Genomic DNA, 21,752 nt, shown 5'->3' with positions numbered 1-21,752 from the left:
TGGTCCTCCCCAAAAAGAAATAATTCCTTAGCGAAACGCATAGGATTCATTAAGGTAAGTATGGGGAGGAATATTTTATGGACAAGGCAATTATATTTGGGATGTTTGACTTTGTTGGTTTTCATGTTGGCAAAAACCTGCTGAATAAGGGAATAGAGGTCATTGGCGTTCATATAGATGAGTTTGATAATATAGATTTTCTTGATGAAAAAAGACTTGAAGTTGGTCGAAATGCAAACTTTCTGGAAAAATCGTTATTCGATTTGGAGAATAGTCCTAGAGAAGACATAAGTAATACAAGGCTTATATTTTCGATATATGATTTATTTATGCTTAAAAAGGAACAAATTTTACAAAATGAAGAGGTAACAAAGCCGATAATTCAGTATATAGAGGACAATAACAAAAATGCGAATATCGTTTTTATTCTTCCAATTCAAATGCTTACCAGAACATTTAGGGGAAAAGAAATTGAGGGATTCCTAAGTAAGATAAACGGATTAGTAAAGAATACACAGATATTGTATTTACCTGCTATTTATGGTCCATGGCAGCCGTTAGCTTTTTTGTTTCAACAAGCAATTGTTTCCAAATTTAAAAAGACAGATATAACTCATGAAGAACGGGAATGGACAAACGATGTCATTTTTGTTGATGATGCCATAGAATCAATCTTAGAAATCATAGAGAAAGGAAAACCTGGCAGTTATTTGATTGAAAGTGGAAGTGATGACCAATGGATCAGATGTGCTTCTTACCTAAAAATCGATGAAACTCAGGCTCGGTTAAGTAACTTATCATCAATACAAGGTGATCTTCCAGTATTAAAAGTAACAGTAAGAAAGGTTACCCCAATTTCAGCTTCTATCCTGGCACAAATGGAACATGTGAAGCGATTGTATGATAATCGTTTATAAGGCAATTGGCATACTGTTTGAAAGAATCATGAAATATATGACCATAAAAAAAGATCCAAATGTGTTGTGGTGTTAAAATTGTCTTTTCATTTATTTGTTGAAAGGTTAGAATAAAATTGGAAAAAGCAGTCATAGAATTATTTTCCTTTGTTCTATAAATTAATAATGTAAAGAAAACGTGTTATAGAAATGGCAACAGTACGAAGGAGATGCATGAAATGATAAACCGTTTCGGAATCATACTTTTATGCCTTTTTTTGCTTGGTGCCTGCGGAGAGACAAAACCTACAGGTAAAATAAAAAAGGTTGGATTGTTAGTACCTGAAACGGTCAATGACCAAGTATGGGGGACGAAGGGCTTTAAAGGTTTGTTAAAGATACAGTCAAAATTTGATGTGGATGTGTTTTATAAAGAAGGAATGAATTCAGAAGCAGTTGTCGAACGTGCAGTAGAAGAGTTTGACCAAAAAGGAGTAAATCTAATATTCGGCCATGGGTCTGAATATGCTGAATACTTTAATAGTCTTTCTAAGGATTATCCTGATATTCATTTTATTAGTTTTAATGGTGATGCTAAAAACAAAAACACAACTAGTCTGAATTTTAAAGCACACGCGATGGGTTTTTTTGGAGGAATGGTAGCTGCACATATGTCAAAAGCACAAAATGTCGGTGTTATAGCCGCATATGAATGGCAGCCAGAGATTGAGGGCTTCTATCAGGGGGCTTTGGCTGAAAATAAAAACACGAATGTTAGTATAGAATATGTAGGAAATTGGGATGATGAAATAAAAGCCGTTCAATTAGCAAATGACATGATGGAAAAGGGAATTGATGTGATTTATCCTGCTGGTGACGGGTTTAATGTGCCAGTAATAGAAACGGTAAAGGAACACGGCATGTATGTAATCGGTTACGTTTCGGACCAATCTGATTTAGGTGAATCTACGGTATTAACAAGTACCATACAGCAGGTAGACATTTTATATGAAAAGGTTGCAGATCTATACAATAAAGGGGAACTAAAGACAGGAAACCTTTCCTATGATTTTCAAGACAATGTTATTTCACTTGGAAAATTTAGTCCTCATGTAAACAAAGAATTCATTCAGAAGATAAACAATCGAATTGAAGATTATAAAAAAACAGGAAACTTGCCAAAATGAAAAATTGAAGGAGTACATATGAACAGTCAAGATAAAACATTTCAATTTATGCAGATCGCGATGAAATACTTACCAGAAGCAAAGGAACAATTGGACACGGCTGGTGTGGAATTATCAATGGAATTAATTGAGCCATTCATGAATCTTTTTACAAAGGTCATGCAAGAAGCATATGAACTCGGTCTAGTTGAAGGTCGAAAAGAACTATAAAGAGGAAGTAAGCTCTCGTAATTGGGGGCTTATTTATTTTTTTGCTATGTTAAGGATTATTGTTGATTTTACAGCCAAGTTGATTGGAGCGAAGCACCTGAAGCGTAAATCAACAGCCAAGTTTTATTGAGCCATTTTATTTAATGGAATATACTTATGCGGAGAGAGAAATAAGAAGAAACAGTTGCTTAAAATAGGCTTTATTTGATAAAATTAGTACCAAGTCATAATAATTGATATTAAACTTTAGGATATAGAGAATCTTGCGAAAAAAAAGGAGTTGGAACTTGTGAAAGCAGGTATTGTTGGGATTGGCAGGTTTTTACCAGAGAAAATTGTCACCAATAAGGATTTAGAAAAAATAATGGATACCTCCGATGAATGGATTCGTACGATGACAGGTATCGAAGAAAGAAGAATTGCTGCCGATGATGTTAATACATCAGATATGGCATTTGAAGCAGCAAAAAAGGCCATTCAAGATGCTGGAATTACCGCTGAAGAAATTGATTTAATTTTGGTAGCTACAGTTACACCTGATACTCCTTTTCCATCGGTTGCCTGCAGAATTCAAGAAAGGCTGGGAGCAAAAAAGGCGGCAGCGATGGATGTCAGTGCAGCATGTGCTGGCTTTATGTACGGAATTGTGACAGCGAAACAATTCATTGAAACCGAAGTTTATAAATATGTCTTAGTCGTTGGCGTGGAAAAGCTTTCGAAAGTTACCGACTGGAGTGACCGCAATACGGCAGTATTGTTTGGGGACGGCGCTGGTGCCACCATTATTGGACCTGTTTCAGAAAATCGCGGAATCCTTTCCTTTGAGCTTGGGGCAGATGGGACTGGATCAAAACACCTTTACCAGGATGAATATATTATTATGAATGGTAGAGAAGTGTTCAAATTTGCTGTAAGGCAAATGGGGGAAAGCTGTATCAATGTTCTCGAAAAAGCAGGTTTAACAAAGGATGATGTTGATTTCCTTATTCCTCATCAAGCCAATATTCGTATTATGGAAGCATCTAGACAAAGATTAGATCTGCCAGTCGAAAAAATGTCCAAAACGATTAATAAATATGGTAATACTTCTGCTGCATCGATTCCAATTTCGATTGTGGAGGATATAGAAGAGGGAAGAATTAAAGATGATGACCTCATTGTCATGGTTGGCTTCGGCGGAGGCTTAACTTGGGGAGCAATTGCCATTAGATGGGGAAAATAAAGAGAATTTTTTTGATAAATAACCATACGAAACAAGATACGAAATGAAGGAGATAGATAACATGGAAAAACGCAGGGTCGTTGTAACAGGCATAGGTGCAGTAACGCCACTTGGAAATGATGCTGAAACAACATGGAAGCACATATTAGATGGTAAATCAGGGATTGGGCCATTGACAAGAGTTAATGCAGATGAATATCCTGCAAAAGTTGCCGCAGAATCTACTGATTTTGACCCAGAAGCCTTTATGGATAGAAAAGATGCACGCAAAATGGACCGTTTTACACAGTTTGCAGTTGCATCGGCATTAATGGCAGTAAAAGATGCTAATTTAACAATTAATGAAGATAACTCCCATCGTGTTGGAGTGTGGATTGGTTCTGGCATCGGCGGAATGGAAACATTTGAACAGCAATACGAAATATTTCAGAAGAGAGGTTACAAGCGTGTAAGCCCATTCTTTGTACCAATGCTGATTCCTGATATGGCAACAGGACAGGTTTCAATTATACTCGGCGCAAGAGGCTTCAATTCTTGTACAGTAACAGCCTGTGCAACAGGAACTAATTCCATTGGTGATGCCTTTAAAGTAATTCAACGCGGCGATGCAGATGCAATGGTGACCGGTGGAGCGGAAGCACCAATCACAAAAATGTCTGTCGCAGGCTTCTGCGCGAATACCGCTCTTTCGACAAATCCAGACCCGAAGACAGCAAGCAGACCATTCGATAAAAACCGCGATGGCTTTGTTATTGGTGAAGGTGCCGGGATCATTGTTCTGGAGGAACTTGATCATGCCTTAGCACGTGGTGCTAAAATCTATGCCGAAATTATTGGTTATGGGGCAACTGGTGATGCCTATCATATAACAGCACCAGCACCTGGTGGTGAAGGTGGTGCCCGTGCAATGAAAATGGCTATTAATGATGGCGGATTAAAACCTGAGGAAATTGATTATGTGAATGCGCACGGGACTAGTACTGAATATAATGACAAGTTTGAAACCCTTGCGGTTAAGGAAGTATTTGGCGAACATGCATATAAATTAGCAATCAGCTCAACTAAATCTATGACAGGACACCTTCTAGGTGCAGCAGGTGGTGTAGAAGCGATTTTCACTGTTTTAGCAATAAGAGACAGCATCCTTCCTCCAACTATGAATTATGAAACACCAGACCCTGAATGTGACTTAGATTATGTAGTCAATAAAGCACGTTCGAAAGAAATTAAGGCAGCCATGAGTAATTCGCTAGGCTTTGGCGGCCACAACGCAACGATTGTTTTCAAAAAATATGAATAAGAAAAAAATTCGGCCGGAGATGATTTCTGGTCGAATTTTTTTTGAGAAAAAATACCTCAGAAATACATGAACCACTTTTGTTCCATTTAATAAACTGATCAGAGGGTGAGTGAAGTTAAATGGGGTGAAGTAATGGGAATCATTCGAACAGAGCAATGGTTAGAGTTGGAGATTGACAGACCAGTTAAGATTTGTGAAAGATTAGAGCCATATTTTAAAAAACAAACCGCAAAGGAAATTTATAATCAATTGATGGATTTTGGGATGTATCGGCCGTCTAGGGCCGCAAGGAACAATCTTGTTCAGATGAAGGAACAAAAAGCATGGGATAAAGTAGAGCGTCTATTTAATAAATATAAACATAAATGGAATGGCCCTGACATACCAATTTTTCTCTTTCCAGTAGCACAGTCAGGAGGTTTTTTTATCAGAGAAGTTAAAAGCAAGGCTGGTGTTTCGTTCCCAGATAAAATGTTTCTTTTTCTCTCTACCTATGATGACCCAAAAGAAGTAGAGGCACTTATGATTCATGAATACCACCACGTCTGCCGGCTTAGGTTGTTAGATAAAAAGCTGGAAGACTATACTTTGCTTGATTCCATTATCATAGAAGGACTGGCAGAATATGCAGTTTTAAAAAATTGTGGACGGGAATATTTAGCTCCATGGTGCCGTATGTATAAAGAAAAGGAGTTATTAAATTTTTGGGAGAAATATTTGAAAGAACAGCTAAACACCAAAAAATTTGAAAAGAAACACGATGAATTACTTTATGGTGGAGGAAGACTGCCAAATCTACTAGGTTATGCTGCAGGATATCATTTGATTGAACATTTTTACAAAAACAATAATTATTCTACAAAACTATCTTTTATAAACCCTGCAATAAAATATCTAGAATACTATAATAAAACCTTCGAAAAAAGCCAGTAAAATAAGGCTTTTTTTAATGATGAAATAACATATATTAGGAATTGTGCAAAAAAATCTTGCAATTGTAACAATTCTGTAATAGAATTTTATTGAATATATAGAATAAACTGAATAATTCAAAAAAAGTTGGAAGGTGTACTATGAGCGCAAAAAAATCGCTGCACAAAGAGGCACCATTGCTTGAAGTGAAAAATTTACAGACCGCTTTTGATATTGACGGAACTGATTATAATGCAGTAGAAAATGTTTCGTTCAATGTAATGCCAGGGAAAATTATCGGTATTGTTGGAGAAACTGGTTGTGGTAAGTCTGTTTTGAGCCTTTCCATTATGAAGTTACTACCGAAAGGAAGTGGAAAAATAAAATCAGGTGAAGTCATTTTTGATGGAGTAAATCTTGAGAAAATGTCCGAATCACAAATCAATAAAATTCGCGGGAAAGACGTCTCCATGATTTTCCAAGAACCAATGACCTCATTAAATCCAGTCTTTACAATTGGATATCAACTCCAAGAAGTCCTTTTTAACCATACAAAGATTACTAAAAAAGAGGCTCGGTTAAAATCGATCGCCTTATTGAAAAGTGTTGGCATCTCTCGGCCAGAAAAACTCGTTGATGAGTATCCGCACCAATTATCAGGCGGGATGAGACAACGCGTCATGATCGCCATTGCCATTGCTTGTCAACCCAGATTATTAATTGCTGATGAACCAACCACTGCCCTCGATGTTACCGTTCAAGCCCAAATTCTCGAACTTTTAAAAGATATACAAACCGTAAATGATATGTCTGTTATTTTGATTACACATGATTTAGGTGTAATTGCTGAAATGTGTGACGAAGTAATGGTGATGTACGCTGGAAGGATTGTAGAACGGACCGATGTGGATACACTTTTCCATAATCCTAAACATCCATATACAAGTTTGCTCTTAGGGGCAATCCCGAAAATGGATGGACAAGAAGAACGGTTAAGTTCGATTAAAGGTATCGTCCCATCGCTTATAAATATGCCGAAAATTGGCTGCCGTTTTGCCCATCGATGTCCAAACGCCATGCCTGAATGCACTAAAATTACCCCTTTGCTTGAAGAAGTTGAACAAGGCCATGAGGTTGCCTGTTTGCTCTTTGAAACTAGCAAGCCAAGAGAAGGGGTGAAAAAATGAGTACCATTTATATACATAAAAAGGAACCCCATTTTTCCTCTCAATCTGAAAATCTATTAGAGATTAAAAATCTTAAAACCTATTATCCAGTCAAAGGTGGGTTCTTCAAGCGCACTATTGGAAATGTAAAAGCGGTAGATAATATCTCTTTTGAGATAAAAAAAGGAGAAACTCTTGGACTAGTAGGTGAATCCGGATGTGGAAAATCTACGGCAGGGAGAACCATTCTTCGTTTACTTAAACCAACGGGGGGACAAATTCTCTTTAATGGAAAAGACATTACCAAAGTAACTGGTAAATCACTTCGAGAGATTCGAAAAGATATGCAGATGGTCTTTCAGGACCCCTATGCTTCCTTGAATCCCATGCAAATGGTTGGAGATATAATTGCAGAGCCCATTTATAATTTTTCAAAAAAAGATAAAGCTGAGTTAAAACGGGAAGTCATGGATTTGTTAGATAAAGTAGGCTTGCCGCCCGATGCCTATTACAAGTATGCCCATGAATTTTCTGGGGGACAGCGCCAAAGAATTGGAATAGCCAGAGCTCTAGCATTAAAACCCAAATTAATTATTGCCGATGAACCGGTTTCAGCACTAGACGTATCAGTCCAATCACAGGTATTAAACCTGTTAAAGGACTTACAGGAAGAATTTGATCTTACTTTTCTTTTCATTGCGCATGACTTAAGTGTTGTTAAACACATGAGTGACCGAATAGGTGTTATGTACCTAGGGAATATGGTTGAGGTTTCGGATAAAGACCACCTATACGCTGAACCTCTCCATCCATATACACAGGCATTAATTTCAGCTATTCCAACTCCAGATCCCAGGGTGAAAAAGGAGCGGGTCATATTAAAAGGTGATGTGCCAAGCCCTATCAATCCTCCTTCTGGATGCACATTCCATCCTCGCTGCCCAATGGCAATGGAGGAATGTTCTAAAAGTAAGCCAGTATTAAAGGAGGTGAAGCCCTCTCATCGAGTAGCTTGCCACCTTTACTAGAAAAGTGAAAGTGCTTAGGGGCTGGAGCTTGTCATTAGCAAAAGGAAAAATATAAAACAATTAGGGGGGAAACAAATGAAGAAGAGAAGTATGCTTATGTTAGCAGCATTAATGCTGGTTCTTTCCGCATTTTTAGTAGCTTGCAGCGGCGGTGAAAAAGCGGGTACTAAGAAAAATGAAAATCAAGGTAACAGTGGCGAAACATCCGAAAAGCCACAGGATGGCGGCACACTTGTATATGCACTGGATTCGGCACCTGAAGGTAAATTTAACTACTCTTTTTATGGTACACAAACTGATGCATATGTAATTGATTTCTTTGATGAAAACTTAATTGATTATGATGAGAACCTCAAGGCACAACCACATATAGCCTCATGGAAAACAGCAGACAATAAAGTGTTTGACTTCGAAATCAAACAAGGTGTTAAATGGCACAACGGGGACGAATTATCAGTTAAGGATTGGGAATTCGCTTTGAAAGTTGTTGCTGACAAGGATTATGAAGGTCCGCGCTTTGATAACGTAAGAAACATTATGGGTGCACAAGATTATCATGATGGTAAAGCAAAGGAAATTGCTGGTATTAAAGTAGTTGACGATTACCACATTCAAATTACATTCGATAAGGCCCGTGTAAACAACTTGGATAATCTTTGGACATACCCTATGAACCGTACTGCATTTAAAGGAATTGCTGTTAAAGATATGATGGGGTCTGAACAAGTTCGTACAAAGCCAGTTGGTTTAGGACCATTTAAAGTTTCAAAAATTATCCCCGGTGAATCAGTTGAAATGGAGCGCTTTGATGATTACTTCGGAGGCAAACCGCATATCGAAAAAGTCGTTGTTAAAGTGATCGACCCATCTCTTTCCGTAGGAGAACTTAAAAATGGAACGCTTGATATGACTTCTTTCCATCCTAGTATTATTGATCAAGTTAAAGCGCTTGATAATGTAAACGCAGTAACATATCCTGGCGTAAGCTATTACTATGTTGGTTTCAGATTAGGTACTTGGGATGGCGAGAAAAACGTCATGAACGAACCAAAATACCAAGAGAAAAAGCTTCGTGAAGCAATGTATTATGCAATCAATCGTGAGGAATGGGTTAAGGCGTTCTTCTTTGGTGTAGGTAAGCCTGTAAACCGTCCAATCCCGACAAACCATTGGATTGCAGCACCTAATGAAGATTTAGAGCAATACAAATATGATCCGGAAAAAGCTAAAACACTATTAGATGAAGCGGGCTACAAAGACGTTGATGGCGATGGATTCCGTGAAGATCCAAACGGTAAGAAATTCGTTGTAAACTTCAGCCACTATGCAACGGATAACCCAACTTTTGAATCTCGTGCCAAAGCAATGACTCAATATTGGGAAGCTGTTGGATTGAAAACTAAATTAACGATGACTGATGTAAATCTTTACTATGAAATGCTTGAAAAAGCGGACAAATCAATGGAAGTATTCTTCGGAGGCTGGTCAACTGGTGCAGATCCAGATCCAACTCCACTTTGGGGCTCAAAAGCACTTTGGAACTATCCACGCTGGGTAAATGCGGACAGTGATAAATTGTTGGATCAAGCACTTGATATCAGTGTTGTTGGAACAGATAACGAAAAACGTAAGAATCTTTATGTACAATGGCAAAAACTATTCATGCAAGATCTTCCGGCATTACCAATTGCTGAACTAGAAGAAACAATGGCTGTTAGCAAGCGAGTTCAGGAAGTTAAATTTGACGTATCTGGTATGAACCGTCCAAATGAATGGTGGATAAAACAATAGTGCAGTTTTCTGGGAATTTTATACAATTCGTTTTGAAGGCTTACTATTACTGACAACTCAATTTTGAACTTCAGATGGGAGAAGGCTTTGCTTCTCCCATTTGAACAAATTAGGCGAGATATACAGCTTGTGGTTACCAAAGCTTATAGACAAGGAGAATGCACATGTTGAAATATGCATTTCGTAGAATATTGGGAATGATTCCAATGTTACTCCTTACTTCCATAGTAGTGTTTTCCTTGGCAAAATTAATGCCGGGGGATTCACTTAGTGGAGAGATTGATCCAAGAAATACAAATCCAGAATACATCGCAGAAATGCGTGAGAAATTGGGATACAATGATCCAATGCCTCAGCAGTATTTCCGTTGGATTAGTGGTTTCGTGGAGGGGGATTTTGGGAAATCAACACGATTCAAAATTGCTGTATCTGAGGTTATTGGAGAACGTCTCCCTAACACCATACTATTAGGCCTTTCAGCTATCTTAATAACCTACGTCCTTGCATTTTTTATGGGTTCATATGCAGGTCGAAAGCCGTATACCTTAATGGATAACCTAATAGGAGGATTAAACTACATAGGCTTGGCCATTCCATCCTTTATTGCAGGGGTATTCGCCATCTTTTTCTTTTCATTTAAGTTAGGCTGGTTTCCATCTAATGGCTCAGTAGACATTGGTGTTACAGATGGAACATTAGAATGGTGGCTAAGCCGTTTTCACCATGTTTTTTTACCTGCTATCGTACTTGGATTATTAAGTACAGCAAGTTATACGCAATTTTTACGTAACGATATTATTGAAAATAGCCGTAAAGATTATGTTCGTACTGCTCGTGCAAAAGGGACTCCGGAAAGTAAGATCTACAATGTTCATATTTTAAGAAACTCAATTATCCCACTTATAACCTTTTTAGGCTTTGATATTGTCGCCATTATTAGTGGTGCTATTATCACCGAGACAATTTTTACATATCCAGGTCTTGGACAATTATTCCTGCAGTCTGTCGGGACAAGAGATTATCCGGTATTAATGACATTGACCATGTTTTTCTCTTTCTTAACGCTTATCGGCAATTTAGTAGCAGATGTATTATATGGTGTTGTAGATCCGAGAATTAGGCTAGATTAGGGGGAGAAAAAATGAAAGTTGTAACACAATACGAAAAAAATGTTATCGTCACACCCCCGAAAAAAAGTTTATCTCCTTTTGCCATTGCTAGGAAGAAATTTGTAAAAAATAAATTAGCAATGGTCAGCTTTATCTTTTTATTAATTGTTACTATTGTTTCGATACTAGCACCTTTTATTACAACTGCAGATATTACGAGAATTAATATTGGCCAAATGTCGTTAGAACCATCGGGTGATCATTGGCTTGGAACGGATAAAGCCGGTCGGGATGTTTTTACGAGATTACTCTATGGGGGCCGCATATCGTTATTAGTTGGAATGAGTTGTACATTATTTGTCATATTACTTGGGACATTGATCGGCTCTATTTCAGGTTATTTTGGTGGAACAGTAGATAGTATATTAATGAGATTTACTGATTTTATCTTAAACTTTCCATTTCTAGTATTTGTAATAGTCCTTAATGCCATTCTTTTTGGAAAAGTAAATGGGTTATGGGTATTAATCGGCACCATTAGCTTGTTAAGCTGGGGGGGAATCGCCCGGATTGTTCGTAGTAAAATCCTCGCCGAAAAAGAAAATGAATATATTACGGCTGCTATTTCAATTGGTTGTTCACCAGCCAAAGTAATTATGAAACATCTATTACCAAACATTTTATCTACCGTTATCGTGCAAGCGACAATTACATTTGCGACAATGATTGTCGCTGAAACAGGATTAAGTTTTCTTGGCTTTGGTGTGCCTCAGGAAATTCCAAGTTGGGGAAATATGTTGAATTCGGCAAACGAGCCGGATGTTCTCCAATTTAAGCTTTGGATATGGGTACCGCCGGCATTAATTATAACGATTACTATTTTATCGATAAACTTTATCGGAGAAGGACTAAAGGATGCTTTCAATCCAAAATCAAAAAGATAAAATCTGCCATTCATGTGGTGGATTTTTTTGTGATTCTTTTCATTCGGGAATAACCAATATCATTTACCCATATACATTAAGATATATAAAAGGACAGGTTCTAAAAAAGTAGGTCAATCATTGAAATTGGAGCAAAATATATATAAAGGAATAATTTAACTAAGGTCTGCCCATACTGATTTACAAACAGTTTCTTGAAGTGAGGGGTTGTAAAATGTTGTATCTTCATGATGTATGGGTAAATTGGTTTGAAGGGGAAGAAAACGGTTATAATGTATGTCACTTTCATGAATGGCGTAAGGATGACGGGGTGGAACTGTTAGATCAGGTACCACTGATAAAAGTTGAGCCTGTTTTGTTTAAGTACATTGAAAACGATTTGGCGGAATTACCTCAACAACTTCTAGATGATATTTATCAGAAAGCCTATTTAAGAAAAAACCATGAAAGAGTTCAACTTGACTATTGCTTCGTGGTAACTGATGGAATTGGGATCTTAGCAATTGATACCATTGGCTATAATATCCCGATTCGAAAAAGTCGGTTAATACCTAGACAAGAGCAATTGGTGTACGAAATGATTGCTCAACATGAGGCTACTAAATATCATTTTTATGAACATGAAAAAATGAAGGACTATCATATTCTCTCACCTGAACCAGAACTAATGAGAGGTTTAACAAGAAAAGAGCGTCAATTAAAACAACTGTTATTTATGGCTTTAGATCAATTGCTCTCATCTAGTAATGAAGCAGAAGTTAGATATTGGTATACCGAATGGTGCCCCGAGCATTATTCAACCATTCAAGAATTAAATTTTGAAGCTGCATGGGAACAATTGTTTGAGGAAACAAAGTATGGGTGGTCTAAGCGCCATGAGACATTTTGTGAAAATTTAATAAAAGGACAGCCGTTTTTTGAAAAGCTTTGGGAAATGGAGCACGGTCCGAAAGTAAATTAAAAGCCTGACCCAAAAGATATGTATTCCATATCTTTTGTGGGTCAGGCTTTTTGCTGTTATCTTTTTTTTCTACCAAGCCCCATTGCATTTTCCATTTTTTTAAGGGTTTTTGCTGCCACTAGATTTGCCTTTTCTGCACCTTCATCTAGAATCCGGTCGAGTTCTGATGATTCGAGTAAATCATAGTATTTTTCTTGAATAGGCTGAAAGAAATTTACGACGACATCTGCTAAATCGCCTTTAAAATCACCATATCCTTTCCCTTCATACATTCCTTCAATTTCTGATACTGATTTACCACCTAGGATAGAATAAATGGATAATAAGTTAGATATACCAGGTTTGTTTAACTTATCGAATTTAACAATTCCTTCTGAATCTGTGACAGCACTCTTAATTTTCTTCTCAATCTGTTTTGGGTCATCCAATGGTGTGATAATTGCCTTTTTATTTGGATCTGATTTGCTCATTTTTTTTGTTGGTTCTTGCAATGACATAATTCTAGCACCAATTTTAGGAATACTAATCTCAGGGATAGTCAATATGTCCCTGTATTTTTTATTAAATCTTTCAGCTAAATCTCGTGTTAATTCTAAATGTTGTTTTTGATCTTCACCTACAGGTACAAGATTCGTGTTATATAAGAGGATATCCGCAGCCATGAGTGGCGGGTAAGTTAAAAGACTTGCCTGCACAGCCTCTTTACCAGTAGATTTATCCTTAAATTGTGTCATTCTTTCAAGTTCTCCAATATAGGCAACACATTGCATAATCCATCCTGCCTGGGCGTGAGCAGGGACCTCTGATTGAATAAATAAAGTAGCTTTTTCTGGATCAATTCCAACTGCTAGATACAATGCCGCTAAACTTCGAATATTTTTGCGAAGTGTTATTGGATCCTGTGGAACCGTAACGGCATGCTGGTCAACGATACAAAAGAAACAATTGTATTCGTTTTGCATTTCAACAAACTGTTTTAATGCTCCGATATAGTTACCAAGTGTTATTGTTCCACTCGGCTGAATACCAGAAAAAATCGTTTTCATGATTAATTTCCTCCTAAAAATATATAAAAAAACCATTCATCCCCATAAAACTAATAGGGACGAATGGTTCCGCGGTACCACCCTAAATTACTCAATAAAGAGTCACTCAATTCCACAATCATCCACAATGACGAACGGGAGTCCTTTTAACGCAAGGAAAACGTCAAATCCTACTTTTATATGTTCAGACAGAGGCTCCAAAGTCCATTCCGTATTTATTCGTGTTTGTTTACACCAGCCACAAACTCTCTGAAACGAAGGAAAATACGTACTACTCTTTATCATAGCCTGTTAAGCAACTATACAATTGTTCTTATTATAAATGAACTGTATATTTAATTTCAAGTCCGTAAAAAATAATATAGGCAGCACGAGATTAGCATTAGGAGAAAGTTAGCTAATCCATGAAATAGAAGGGGGGATTGATTGAATGTAATGAGCTCAGATAATGCAGGAATATCTTCGAACTTTCTATTGTTTTGCCCTCTTGAAAAAGCCAAATTAAAGGATTTACCAATACCATCGTAAAAGCCAGAATTTATCGTATAAAGAAGTAAGAAAGTAAGAAGGAGCAAAGAAGAAACATAAAACGATATATCGATATAACTTAATAAAGAAAATCCTTTTTTTGAAAGTGAAGAAATTATTAGTATAAGCAACTGTGTTAGTGCCAATATTAAAAGTCTTTTCCTTAATCTGTAATTCACAGTATAACCTCCAAAACATAGATTTAATAAGGGTAGACACTTAATATTATACAAAAAAATTAGTATAAGTGTAAATTATAACACAGGAATTTGTAACCAATACGTAACGAATGTTTCAATACTGTAAATAAAATTGTAAAAAATAATGTACAATTAATTTAAAATATGTATAATAGAGAATGTAGTAATTTTTCAGAATAATAGAAAAGGGAGGTCTACTAGTGAAGAAATCAAAACTTTCACTACTTTTAGTACTATCACTAGTTCTAAGCATGTTTCTAGCAGCATGTTCAGGCGGAGACAAGAATGAAGGCAAAGGAACGAATGAAGGCAATAAAGATGCTGGCACTGAGGAAACAACTCTAGCAGATGAACAAGTTCTTAATGTTCTTGAAACTGCAGAAATTCCATCAATGGACAGCGTAATGTCCCAAGACGTATTAAGCTTCACAATGTTAAATGCTACAAACGAAGGTTTATATCGTTTAGATCCTGACCAAAAAGTTATCCCTGGCGTAGCTGAGGGTGCACCAACATACAATGATGACAAAACTGTTATCACAATTAAATTAAAACAAGATACAAAATGGTCAAACGGTGACCCAGTTACTGCGCATGATTTTGTGTTTGCATGGCAACGTGCAATTGATCCGAAAGTTGCTGCTCCATATGGCGCATACTTCATGGAAGGCAAAATCAAAAATGCATCTGAAATTGTTGCTGGTAAAGCGAAATTGGAAGATTTAGGTATTAAAGCATTAGATGATTATACTGTGGAAATCACTTTAGTGAGAGCGCTTCCATACATTGAATCTTACCTAACATTCCCATTGTTCTACCCACAAAACAAAAAGTTTGTTGAAGCAGAAGGCGCTAACTTTGCGAAAGATGCTACTCACCTACTTTACAATGGTCCATTTAAAATGACTAAGTGGGATGGCCCAACTGGAACTGAATGGGTATTAGAAAAGAATGCTGATTACGTAAATGCTAAAGACGTTACTTTAGAGAAAATCAACTTTAACGTTTCTAAAGATCCACAAGCTTCTGCAAACGCATATACTGCAGGCGAAGCTGATATCACAGGGAAGCTTGCACAAGCTGCGATTCTTTCTCAATTTGAAGGACAAAAAGATTTACTACGCTACCAAGAGCCATCTATCTGGTGGTTAAAAATGAACGAAAAGAATAAAGCATTGAAAAATGTTAACATCCGTAAAGCAATTGCTTTATCTGTTGATAAAAAAGCTTTAACAGAAGATGTATTAGCAAACGGATCTATCCCTGCTGATTTCCTTGTACCAAAAGGTTTCTCATTCTTAGATGGTAAAGATTTCCGTGATACTGCTGGAACTTACCTAAGTACTAACAAAGAAGAAGCTAAAAAGCTTTGGGAAAAAGGTCTTAAAGAAACAGGCCTTAAGGAAGTAGCATTTACTTATGTTGGTCAAGATACTGAAACTTCAAAATTAACTGACGCTTTCGTTAAGGACCAATTAGAGAAAAACTTACCTGGATTAAAAATTACTGTCGAGGCTGTACCATTCAAAATTCGTATTGCTCGTGAAGACGCTCAAGATTACGATCTATTAATGGGTGGTTGGGGACCTGACTACGCTGACCCTATGACATACATGGATCTTTGGGTTACTGGCGGCGGACAAAATCACATGGATTATGGTAATCCAGAATTTGATAAGTTAATTAAATCAGCTAGTGAAGAACTTGTAGCTAAGCCACAAGATCGTTGGAAAGCTCTTCAAGATGCAGAAAAAATCTTATTAGAAGATGATGCGGCAATCGCACCACTTTACCAACGTTCAGTTAACCTGCTTATCAATCCGAAGGTTCAAGGCTTTGCGCACCATGCATTCGGTCCAGATTATAGTTACCAGTGGATTAAAATCACAAAATAGTAGCTATACTAATCAAATAGAGAGAGAGTATATTTCTTCAATATACTCTCTTTTTACCTGTATGGAAATTGTCAAAAAACGTCGAATATTTAGAAAAATATTAGGAGGTGTAGTCATGGCAAAATATATCTTACAACGAACTGGCTATATGATAATTACACTTTTAATCGTAACATCACTTACATTTTTCCTCATGAAGCTAATTCCAGGTAGCCCATTTAATAACTTCGAAAAGCTCTCAGAAGTTCAGCGCGATATTTTGCTGGATAAATATGGTTTAAATGAACCTCTGCCTGTTCAATATTTTAATTATATGAGGAATTTGGTAAAGGGTGACCTAGGAGTATCCTTTCAATTTGACAATACCCCTGTAACAGAACTTATTGCTAACCGCATTGGGCCATCTGCACAATTAGGTTTGCAAGCTATGATAGTTGGTGCAATAATTGGCATATTCTTGGGTGTAATTGCTGCCTTAAAGCAAAATACATGGATAGATTATGGGTCTACATTTATTGCTGTAGTTGGAAAATCAGTACCGTCATTTATATTTGCTGGATTGCTTCAGTTTTATATTTCTGTTAAATTGCATTGGCTTCCTGTTATGTTATGGAAAGGACCAGAATATACCATTTTGCCTACCATTGCACTAGCAATGTTTCCGATATCAATTGCGGCACGGTTTATGCGTACTGAAATGATAGAGGTATTAGGATCTGATTATATTACTTTGGCGAGAGCAAAGGGAGCAAGCCGTTGGCAAATTAGTTTAAAGCATGCACTAAGAAATGCATTAATACCTGTTGTGACTGTATTAGGACCCTTAGCTGTTAGCTTAATGACTGGTTCATTAGTTATTGAACAAATTTTTGGAATTCCAGGACTAGGGGAACAATTTGTTAAATCAATTAATATGAATGACTACCCTGTCATTATGGGAACCAATATTTTATTTGCTGTATTATTTGTTGTTGTTATCTTGATTGTTGATATTCTATATGGAATCATCGACCCACGTATTCGTATATCGGGGGGGAAAACTAAATGAGCAACAAAGACATTACAATTTCAAAGGATATGTTTGCTCCTGCCCATATTGACCCATCAAAAAGTGAAAAAATCTCCAAAAAGAGCCTGAACTTTTGGCAGGATTCATGGCTAAGAGTTCGGAAGAATAAAGGTGCGGTTGTTAGTTTAGTGATCTTAGCAATCATGCTTATTTTGGCATTTGTTGGTCCGATGATTACGCCGTATGATTTCGATACACAAAACACTAAGCATAATAACTTGCCGCCTCGTATTCAAGGTTTAGAGGATGTAGAATGGCTTCCATTTGATGGAACCTTATCCAGGAGAGACGGCACAGTATATAACGCATATGAAGTTCGGAAAATTGATGCCTATTACTGGTTTGGAACTGATAATTTAGGCCGAGACCAGTTTGCACGAATTTGGAAAGGTACACAAGTATCGTTATTTATTGCTTTCATGGCAGCATTAATTGATATGGCCATTGGAGTTGCATATGGAGCTGTATCTGGTTATTTAGGCGGAAAAATTGACGGTGTAATGCAACGTATTATAGAAGTGATTGTTGGTATTCCCAACCTGATTGTTGTTGTATTAATGATTTTGGTGTTAAAGCCAGGTATTATTCCAATCATACTCGCCTTAACTATAACCGGCTGGACTAGTATGGCCCGAGTTGTTCGAGCACAAGTGTTGAAATTTAAAGGTCAGGAATTTGTTTTGGCTGCCAAGACACTAGGTGCTTCCAATTCTTCAATTATTTTTAAACATATGATTCCGAACATGTTTGGTGTCATTATAATAAATACGATGTTTTCAATCCCAAATGCTATTTTCTTTGAAGCATTTTTGAGCTTTATTGGGTTGGGATTACAAGAACCGAATGCATCTTTAGGAACATTAGTCAATTCAGGATTTAAATCTATGATTGCATTTCCTTATCAAATGATTATTCCTTCCATTATGATAGCTATTATTATGGTTTGCTTTAACTTAGTGGCGGACGGATTACGAGATGCGTTGGATCCAAAAATGCGTGATTAGAAGGCAGGTGTATGTAAATGGAGAAAGTTTTACAAGTAAAGGATTTAAAAATATCGTTTCATACATTTTCTGGAGAAGTACAAGCGATTCGTGGTGTAAGCTTTGATTTATATAATGGTGAAACATTAGCGATCGTTGGTGAATCAGGTTCTGGAAAATCAGTTACAACAAAATCAATCATGCGGTTACTACCTGAACACAATTCAGAAATTAAAAGTGGTGAAATTCTTTTCGAAGGAAAAGACCTAACAAAACTTAAAGATAAAGAAATGCAAAAAATCCGTGGAAAAGATATTTCAATGATTTTCCAGGACCCGATGACTTCACTAAATCCAACAATGAAAATTGGCAACCAGATTATGGAGCCTCTTATTAAACACCAAAATATGAGCAGACACGCTGCAAAGGAAAGAGCAGTTGATTTATTAAAACTAGTTGGTATTCCAAAGGCAGAGATACGTGTAGATCAATACCCGCATCAGTTCTCAGGTGGGATGAGACAAAGGGTTGTTATCGCTATTGCCTTGGCATGTAATCCTAAAATTCTTATTGCCGATGAACCTACAACTGCTCTTGACGTTACAATTCAAGCACAAATTCTTGAATTAATGAAGGATCTACAAAAGAAAATTGATACATCGATAATCTTCATTACGCATGACCTTGGGGTTGTTGCCAATGTAGCGGATCGTGTAGCAGTTATGTATGGTGGGAAAATTGTTGAAATTGGGACAGCCGATGAGATTTTCTATAATCCACAACATCCATACACATGGGGCTTAATCAGTTCAATGCCTGACATGGATACACATGACGAGGAGTTATTCTCGATTCCTGGGACACCACCTGATTTATTAGATCCTCCAAAAGGTGATGCGTTTGCACCGCGTAACCCATTTGTTATGAAAATTGATTTAGAGCAAGAGCCGCCTTTCTTTAAAGTTTCTGACACACATTATGCAGCTACATGGCTGTTACATCCTGATGCACCAAAGGTTAACCCACCTGAGGCTGTAAAAAGACGCCAAAATCAATTTGCAGGAAATGCTCCAGTAGCTACTCTAGTGAAAACGAATCAAGGTCAATTCCCTGGAAAAAAGGAGGGAAAGTAAATGGCTCAGAATGAAAAATTACTTGAAATTAAAAATTTAAAGCAATATTTTAATGAAGGTAAAGTGAACGAAGTAAAAGCAGTAGATAATGTCTCTTTTGATATATTTAAAGGTGAAGTAATGGGATTAGTAGGAGAGTCTGGTTGTGGTAAATCAACAACAGGGCGCACAATAATCCGTTTATACGATGCTACTGGCGGCGAAGTATTATACGATGGAGTTAACGTCCACGGTAAAAAGTCAAAAAAACAATTAAAAGATTTTAATCGGAAAATGCAAATGATATTCCAAGATCCATATGCGTCATTAAATCCGAGATTAAAAATAGCTGATGTTATTGCCGAGGGAATTGATATCCATGGCTTGGCAAATTCAAAAAAAGATCGGATGGAGCAAGTATATGAGCTCTTAGAAACCGTTGGCTTGAATAGAGAGCATGCGAACCGTTATCCACATGAATTTAGTGGTGGTCAGCGTCAGCGAATTGGTATTGCACGTGCCCTTGCTGTTCAACCAGAATTTATCATTGCTGATGAACCTATTTCAGCGTTGGATGTTTCTATCCAAGCGCAGGTTGTTAACTTAATGAAAAAACTTCAAAAAGAGAAAAACTTAACCTATCTCTTCATTGCCCATGATCTTTCAATGGTAAAATACATTAGTGATCGTATTGGTGTTATGTATTTTGGTAAAATGGTAGAACTTGCACCTGCCGATGAACTTTATAAAAATCCACTACACCCGTACACACAATCACTTTTATCAGCGATTCCTGCTCCAGATCCAATCAGTGAACGGACACGGAAACGGAAATCATATGATCCAGCTAGTCATAACTACGAGCCTAATGAATCAGTTGAATTTAGAGAGGTGACTCCTGGTCACTTTGTTCTATGCTCGGAGAAAGAGTTCAAACAATACAAAGTACAATCTAAATAAAACAAAAAAACGATCTCGCTGCGAGATCGTTTTTTTGTTCATTATTTCTTATTACCCCCGACAGTTTTCCATCCAGTCTGGTATTTAGCACTTTCGTCGACAAATTCACTTCGATTTTTACCACCAAACACTTTTTCGCCAAAACTGTTTGTAATAACACCCATTAGGGCAGTAATTCCTACAATTAGTAAAGCAACAATAGTTAAATCCAATATGTATGCTCCCATAGTTTTAACCCCCTTCATAATCAGCTGTTTTGAATATTCGTAGCGCGATATTTATATCCCTCCTTTATTGTAAAAGAACTTACCTTTTATTTAAAGAGGAATTTAAATAACTTTCGATTTGATTTTCAAAAAAATGAATGCGTTTTCATTACGAATTTTTAATTGAGAATAGAATTTTGATTTATCGTTTTTTGCCGTAGAGAAATAAATTGTTAAAGTAGTGAAAACAATTTATTTCTTGGTGACCCTCACTTTATTACACAGTATAGACGAACATTATAGGAAGATGAATAATGATTAATAAAAAATTTCAAGATGAAATAATAAAAAAATATGAAACTTTTAGGAGAATTATTCGTCTAATATAGTGATACAAATAATTTTTGAATTGTTTTTCTTCTTACAATATTTTTTGAAAAAAAGATACCCTTTTAAGAAACAGTGGTGTATAATCAATGATATAAATTACTTATTTATAATGATTATTGAAAGATGATTTAACTTGATTATAATAAATTGGTTTAATAATTCAATATACGGGATATATCAATAAATAGACGCAAATAAAAGAGGAGTGTGAAGATTGAATGGTTACACTATACACTTCACCAAGTTGTACATCATGTAGGAAAGCCAAATCATGGTTAGAAGAACATGAAATACCATACACAGAGAGAAATATTTTCTCCGAACCATTAACCATGGAAGAGATAAAAGAAATACTTCGAATGACTGAAGATGGTACGGATGAAATTATTTCAACAAGATCAAAGACATTTCAAAAATTAGACGTTAACTTAGATGCAATGCCGCTTCAGGATTTATTTGGATTAATAAAAGAGAATCCTGGTCTCTTGCGCAGGCCGATTATAATCGATGAAAAACGTTTACAAGTTGGATATAATGAGGATGAAATCAGACGATTCCTCCCAAGAAGAGTCAGAACGTTTCAGTTGCGCGAAGCACAGCGTATGGTTAATTAAATAAATAGGCCTTCTTTTGGAGG

20 protein-coding genes and 1 other annotated feature are annotated in these 21,752 nt (G+C 36.7%); of the genes, 18 read left to right on the top strand and 2 right to left on the bottom strand.

The features are described 5' to 3' along the window. The first annotated feature begins 77 nt into the window (after positions 1-77). The 12 genes from AB7942_RS02585 (at position 78) to AB7942_RS02530 (ending at position 12,726) form a co-directional block, all read left to right on the top strand. Positions 78-917 (top strand): Rossmann-fold NAD(P)-binding domain-containing protein, encoded by an 840-nt coding sequence (locus tag AB7942_RS02585; protein ID WP_369445666.1) that lies wholly within the window; start codon positions 78-80, stop codon positions 915-917. A gap of 218 nt (positions 918-1,135) precedes the next feature. Continuing rightward, positions 1,136-2,083 carry a BMP family ABC transporter substrate-binding protein gene (locus AB7942_RS02580; RefSeq protein WP_369445665.1) on the top strand — a complete coding sequence of 316 codons (948 nt, stop codon included), beginning with the start codon at positions 1,136-1,138 and terminating at the stop codon, positions 2,081-2,083. Positions 2,084-2,101: 18 nt separating this feature from the next. Continuing rightward, complete coding sequence (locus AB7942_RS02575) at positions 2,102-2,293, top strand: ComZ family protein (RefSeq protein WP_335711431.1); 192 nt, start codon at positions 2,102-2,104, stop codon at positions 2,291-2,293. 289 nt (positions 2,294-2,582) lie between these two features. Beyond that, the gene (locus tag AB7942_RS02570; RefSeq protein ID WP_369445664.1) at positions 2,583-3,515 is read left to right on the top strand and encodes a beta-ketoacyl-ACP synthase III; all 933 of its coding nucleotides are present in this window, start codon (positions 2,583-2,585) and stop codon (positions 3,513-3,515) included. A gap of 61 nt (positions 3,516-3,576) precedes the next feature. After that, on the top strand, positions 3,577-4,815 hold the full coding sequence (gene fabF, locus AB7942_RS02565) for a beta-ketoacyl-ACP synthase II (RefSeq protein ID WP_335711433.1): 1,239 nt from the start codon (positions 3,577-3,579) through the stop codon (positions 4,813-4,815). A gap of 132 nt (positions 4,816-4,947) precedes the next feature. Beyond that, the gene (locus tag AB7942_RS02560) at positions 4,948-5,748 is read left to right on the top strand and encodes a DUF2268 domain-containing putative Zn-dependent protease (RefSeq protein ID WP_369445663.1); all 801 of its coding nucleotides are present in this window, start codon (positions 4,948-4,950) and stop codon (positions 5,746-5,748) included. 140 nt (positions 5,749-5,888) lie between these two features. Next, positions 5,889-6,914, top strand: coding sequence for an ABC transporter ATP-binding protein (locus AB7942_RS02555; RefSeq protein ID WP_369445662.1), 1,026 nt, complete (start codon positions 5,889-5,891; stop codon positions 6,912-6,914). Beyond that, positions 6,911-7,921, top strand: coding sequence for an ABC transporter ATP-binding protein (locus AB7942_RS02550; protein ID WP_369445660.1), 1,011 nt, complete (start codon positions 6,911-6,913; stop codon positions 7,919-7,921). Before AB7942_RS02555 ends, AB7942_RS02550 begins: the two co-directional genes overlap by 4 nt. A 75-nt stretch (positions 7,922-7,996) precedes the next feature. Beyond that, positions 7,997-9,712: an oligopeptide ABC transporter substrate-binding protein gene (gene opp4A, locus AB7942_RS02545; RefSeq protein ID WP_369445659.1), complete on the top strand. Its 1,716-nt coding sequence runs from the start codon at positions 7,997-7,999 to the stop codon at positions 9,710-9,712. A gap of 164 nt (positions 9,713-9,876) precedes the next feature. Next, positions 9,877-10,842: an oligopeptide ABC transporter permease gene (gene opp4B, locus AB7942_RS02540; RefSeq protein ID WP_088086069.1), complete on the top strand. Its 966-nt coding sequence runs from the start codon at positions 9,877-9,879 to the stop codon at positions 10,840-10,842. 11 nt (positions 10,843-10,853) lie between these two features. Then, positions 10,854-11,765 carry an oligopeptide ABC transporter permease gene (gene opp4C, locus AB7942_RS02535; protein WP_369445658.1) on the top strand — a complete coding sequence of 304 codons (912 nt, stop codon included), beginning with the start codon at positions 10,854-10,856 and terminating at the stop codon, positions 11,763-11,765. Between the two features lie 214 nt (positions 11,766-11,979). Beyond that, a complete protein-coding gene (locus tag AB7942_RS02530) occupies positions 11,980-12,726 on the top strand; it encodes a YjbA family protein (protein ID WP_369445657.1) in 747 nt (248 codons plus the stop codon). A gap of 56 nt (positions 12,727-12,782) precedes the next feature. Here AB7942_RS02530 and trpS read toward each other — a convergent pair whose 3' ends face one another. Next, a complete protein-coding gene (trpS, locus tag AB7942_RS02525; protein ID WP_369445761.1) occupies positions 12,783-13,775 on the bottom strand; it encodes a tryptophan--tRNA ligase in 993 nt (330 codons plus the stop codon). Positions 13,776-13,824: 49 nt separating this feature from the next. Further along, positions 13,825-14,066, bottom strand: a binding site (T-box leader). 634 nt (positions 14,067-14,700) lie between these two features. Here trpS and AB7942_RS02515 point away from each other — a divergent pair. From AB7942_RS02515 to AB7942_RS02495, 5 genes are all read left to right on the top strand, one after another. Further along, positions 14,701-16,395: a peptide ABC transporter substrate-binding protein gene (locus AB7942_RS02515; protein ID WP_098932871.1), complete on the top strand. Its 1,695-nt coding sequence runs from the start codon at positions 14,701-14,703 to the stop codon at positions 16,393-16,395. Between the two features lie 115 nt (positions 16,396-16,510). Next, positions 16,511-17,443 carry an oligopeptide ABC transporter permease gene (gene opp3b / locus AB7942_RS02510; protein WP_088086074.1) on the top strand — a complete coding sequence of 311 codons (933 nt, stop codon included), beginning with the start codon at positions 16,511-16,513 and terminating at the stop codon, positions 17,441-17,443. After that, positions 17,440-18,468, top strand: a complete 1,029-nt coding sequence (opp3C, locus tag AB7942_RS02505; protein ID WP_098932872.1) for an oligopeptide ABC transporter permease — start codon at positions 17,440-17,442, stop codon at positions 18,466-18,468. The genes opp3b and opp3C overlap by 4 nt, the downstream gene beginning before the upstream one ends. A gap of 17 nt (positions 18,469-18,485) precedes the next feature. Continuing rightward, positions 18,486-19,580 (top strand): ABC transporter ATP-binding protein, encoded by a 1,095-nt coding sequence (locus AB7942_RS02500; protein ID WP_335439474.1) that lies wholly within the window; start codon positions 18,486-18,488, stop codon positions 19,578-19,580. Beyond that, positions 19,581-20,519, top strand: coding sequence for an ABC transporter ATP-binding protein (locus tag AB7942_RS02495; protein WP_088086077.1), 939 nt, complete (start codon positions 19,581-19,583; stop codon positions 20,517-20,519). It abuts the gene before it with no gap. Between the two features lie 41 nt (positions 20,520-20,560). On the opposite strand, the gene AB7942_RS02490 is transcribed toward AB7942_RS02495, so the two are convergent. Further along, the gene (locus tag AB7942_RS02490; protein WP_088086078.1) at positions 20,561-20,746 is read right to left on the bottom strand and encodes a hypothetical protein; all 186 of its coding nucleotides are present in this window, start codon (positions 20,744-20,746) and stop codon (positions 20,561-20,563) included. A 587-nt stretch (positions 20,747-21,333) separates the two neighbouring features. Here AB7942_RS02490 and spxA point away from each other — a divergent pair. Next, positions 21,334-21,729, top strand: a complete 396-nt coding sequence (gene spxA / locus AB7942_RS02485) for a transcriptional regulator SpxA (RefSeq protein ID WP_026566143.1) — start codon at positions 21,334-21,336, stop codon at positions 21,727-21,729. Positions 21,730-21,752 lie beyond the last annotated feature (23 nt).

Source organism: Neobacillus sp. BF23-41 (genome assembly GCF_041106275.1).
Note: the sequence above shows the minus strand (reverse complement) of the source record. Positions and strands in the feature narration are given on the sequence as shown.

What these genes read in the sequence shown, in the direction of transcription:
- AB7942_RS02560 (WP_369445663.1), top strand. Translation starts at nt 4,948, where the DNA reads ATGGGAATCATTCGAACAGAGCAATGGTTAGAGTTGGAGATTGACAGA.
- fabF (WP_335711433.1), top strand. Translation starts at nt 3,577, where the DNA reads ATGGAAAAACGCAGGGTCGTTGTAACAGGCATAGGTGCAGTAACGCCA.
- AB7942_RS02555 (WP_369445662.1), top strand. Translation starts at nt 5,889, where the DNA reads ATGAGCGCAAAAAAATCGCTGCACAAAGAGGCACCATTGCTTGAAGTG.
- spxA (WP_026566143.1), top strand. Translation starts at nt 21,334, where the DNA reads ATGGTTACACTATACACTTCACCAAGTTGTACATCATGTAGGAAAGCC.
- AB7942_RS02575 (WP_335711431.1), top strand. Translation starts at nt 2,102, where the DNA reads ATGAACAGTCAAGATAAAACATTTCAATTTATGCAGATCGCGATGAAA.
- AB7942_RS02530 (WP_369445657.1), top strand. Translation starts at nt 11,980, where the DNA reads ATGTTGTATCTTCATGATGTATGGGTAAATTGGTTTGAAGGGGAAGAA.
- opp4B (WP_088086069.1), top strand. Translation starts at nt 9,877, where the DNA reads ATGTTGAAATATGCATTTCGTAGAATATTGGGAATGATTCCAATGTTA.
- opp3C (WP_098932872.1), top strand. Translation starts at nt 17,440, where the DNA reads ATGAGCAACAAAGACATTACAATTTCAAAGGATATGTTTGCTCCTGCC.
- AB7942_RS02495 (WP_088086077.1), top strand. Translation starts at nt 19,581, where the DNA reads ATGGCTCAGAATGAAAAATTACTTGAAATTAAAAATTTAAAGCAATAT.
- AB7942_RS02580 (WP_369445665.1), top strand. Translation starts at nt 1,136, where the DNA reads ATGATAAACCGTTTCGGAATCATACTTTTATGCCTTTTTTTGCTTGGT.
- opp3b (WP_088086074.1), top strand. Translation starts at nt 16,511, where the DNA reads ATGGCAAAATATATCTTACAACGAACTGGCTATATGATAATTACACTT.
- opp4A (WP_369445659.1), top strand. Translation starts at nt 7,997, where the DNA reads ATGAAGAAGAGAAGTATGCTTATGTTAGCAGCATTAATGCTGGTTCTT.
- opp4C (WP_369445658.1), top strand. Translation starts at nt 10,854, where the DNA reads ATGAAAGTTGTAACACAATACGAAAAAAATGTTATCGTCACACCCCCG.
- AB7942_RS02550 (WP_369445660.1), top strand. Translation starts at nt 6,911, where the DNA reads ATGAGTACCATTTATATACATAAAAAGGAACCCCATTTTTCCTCTCAA.
- AB7942_RS02500 (WP_335439474.1), top strand. Translation starts at nt 18,486, where the DNA reads ATGGAGAAAGTTTTACAAGTAAAGGATTTAAAAATATCGTTTCATACA.
- AB7942_RS02585 (WP_369445666.1), top strand. Translation starts at nt 78, where the DNA reads ATGGACAAGGCAATTATATTTGGGATGTTTGACTTTGTTGGTTTTCAT.
- AB7942_RS02490 (WP_088086078.1), bottom strand. Translation starts at nt 20,746, where the DNA reads ATGGGAGCATACATATTGGATTTAACTATTGTTGCTTTACTAATTGTA.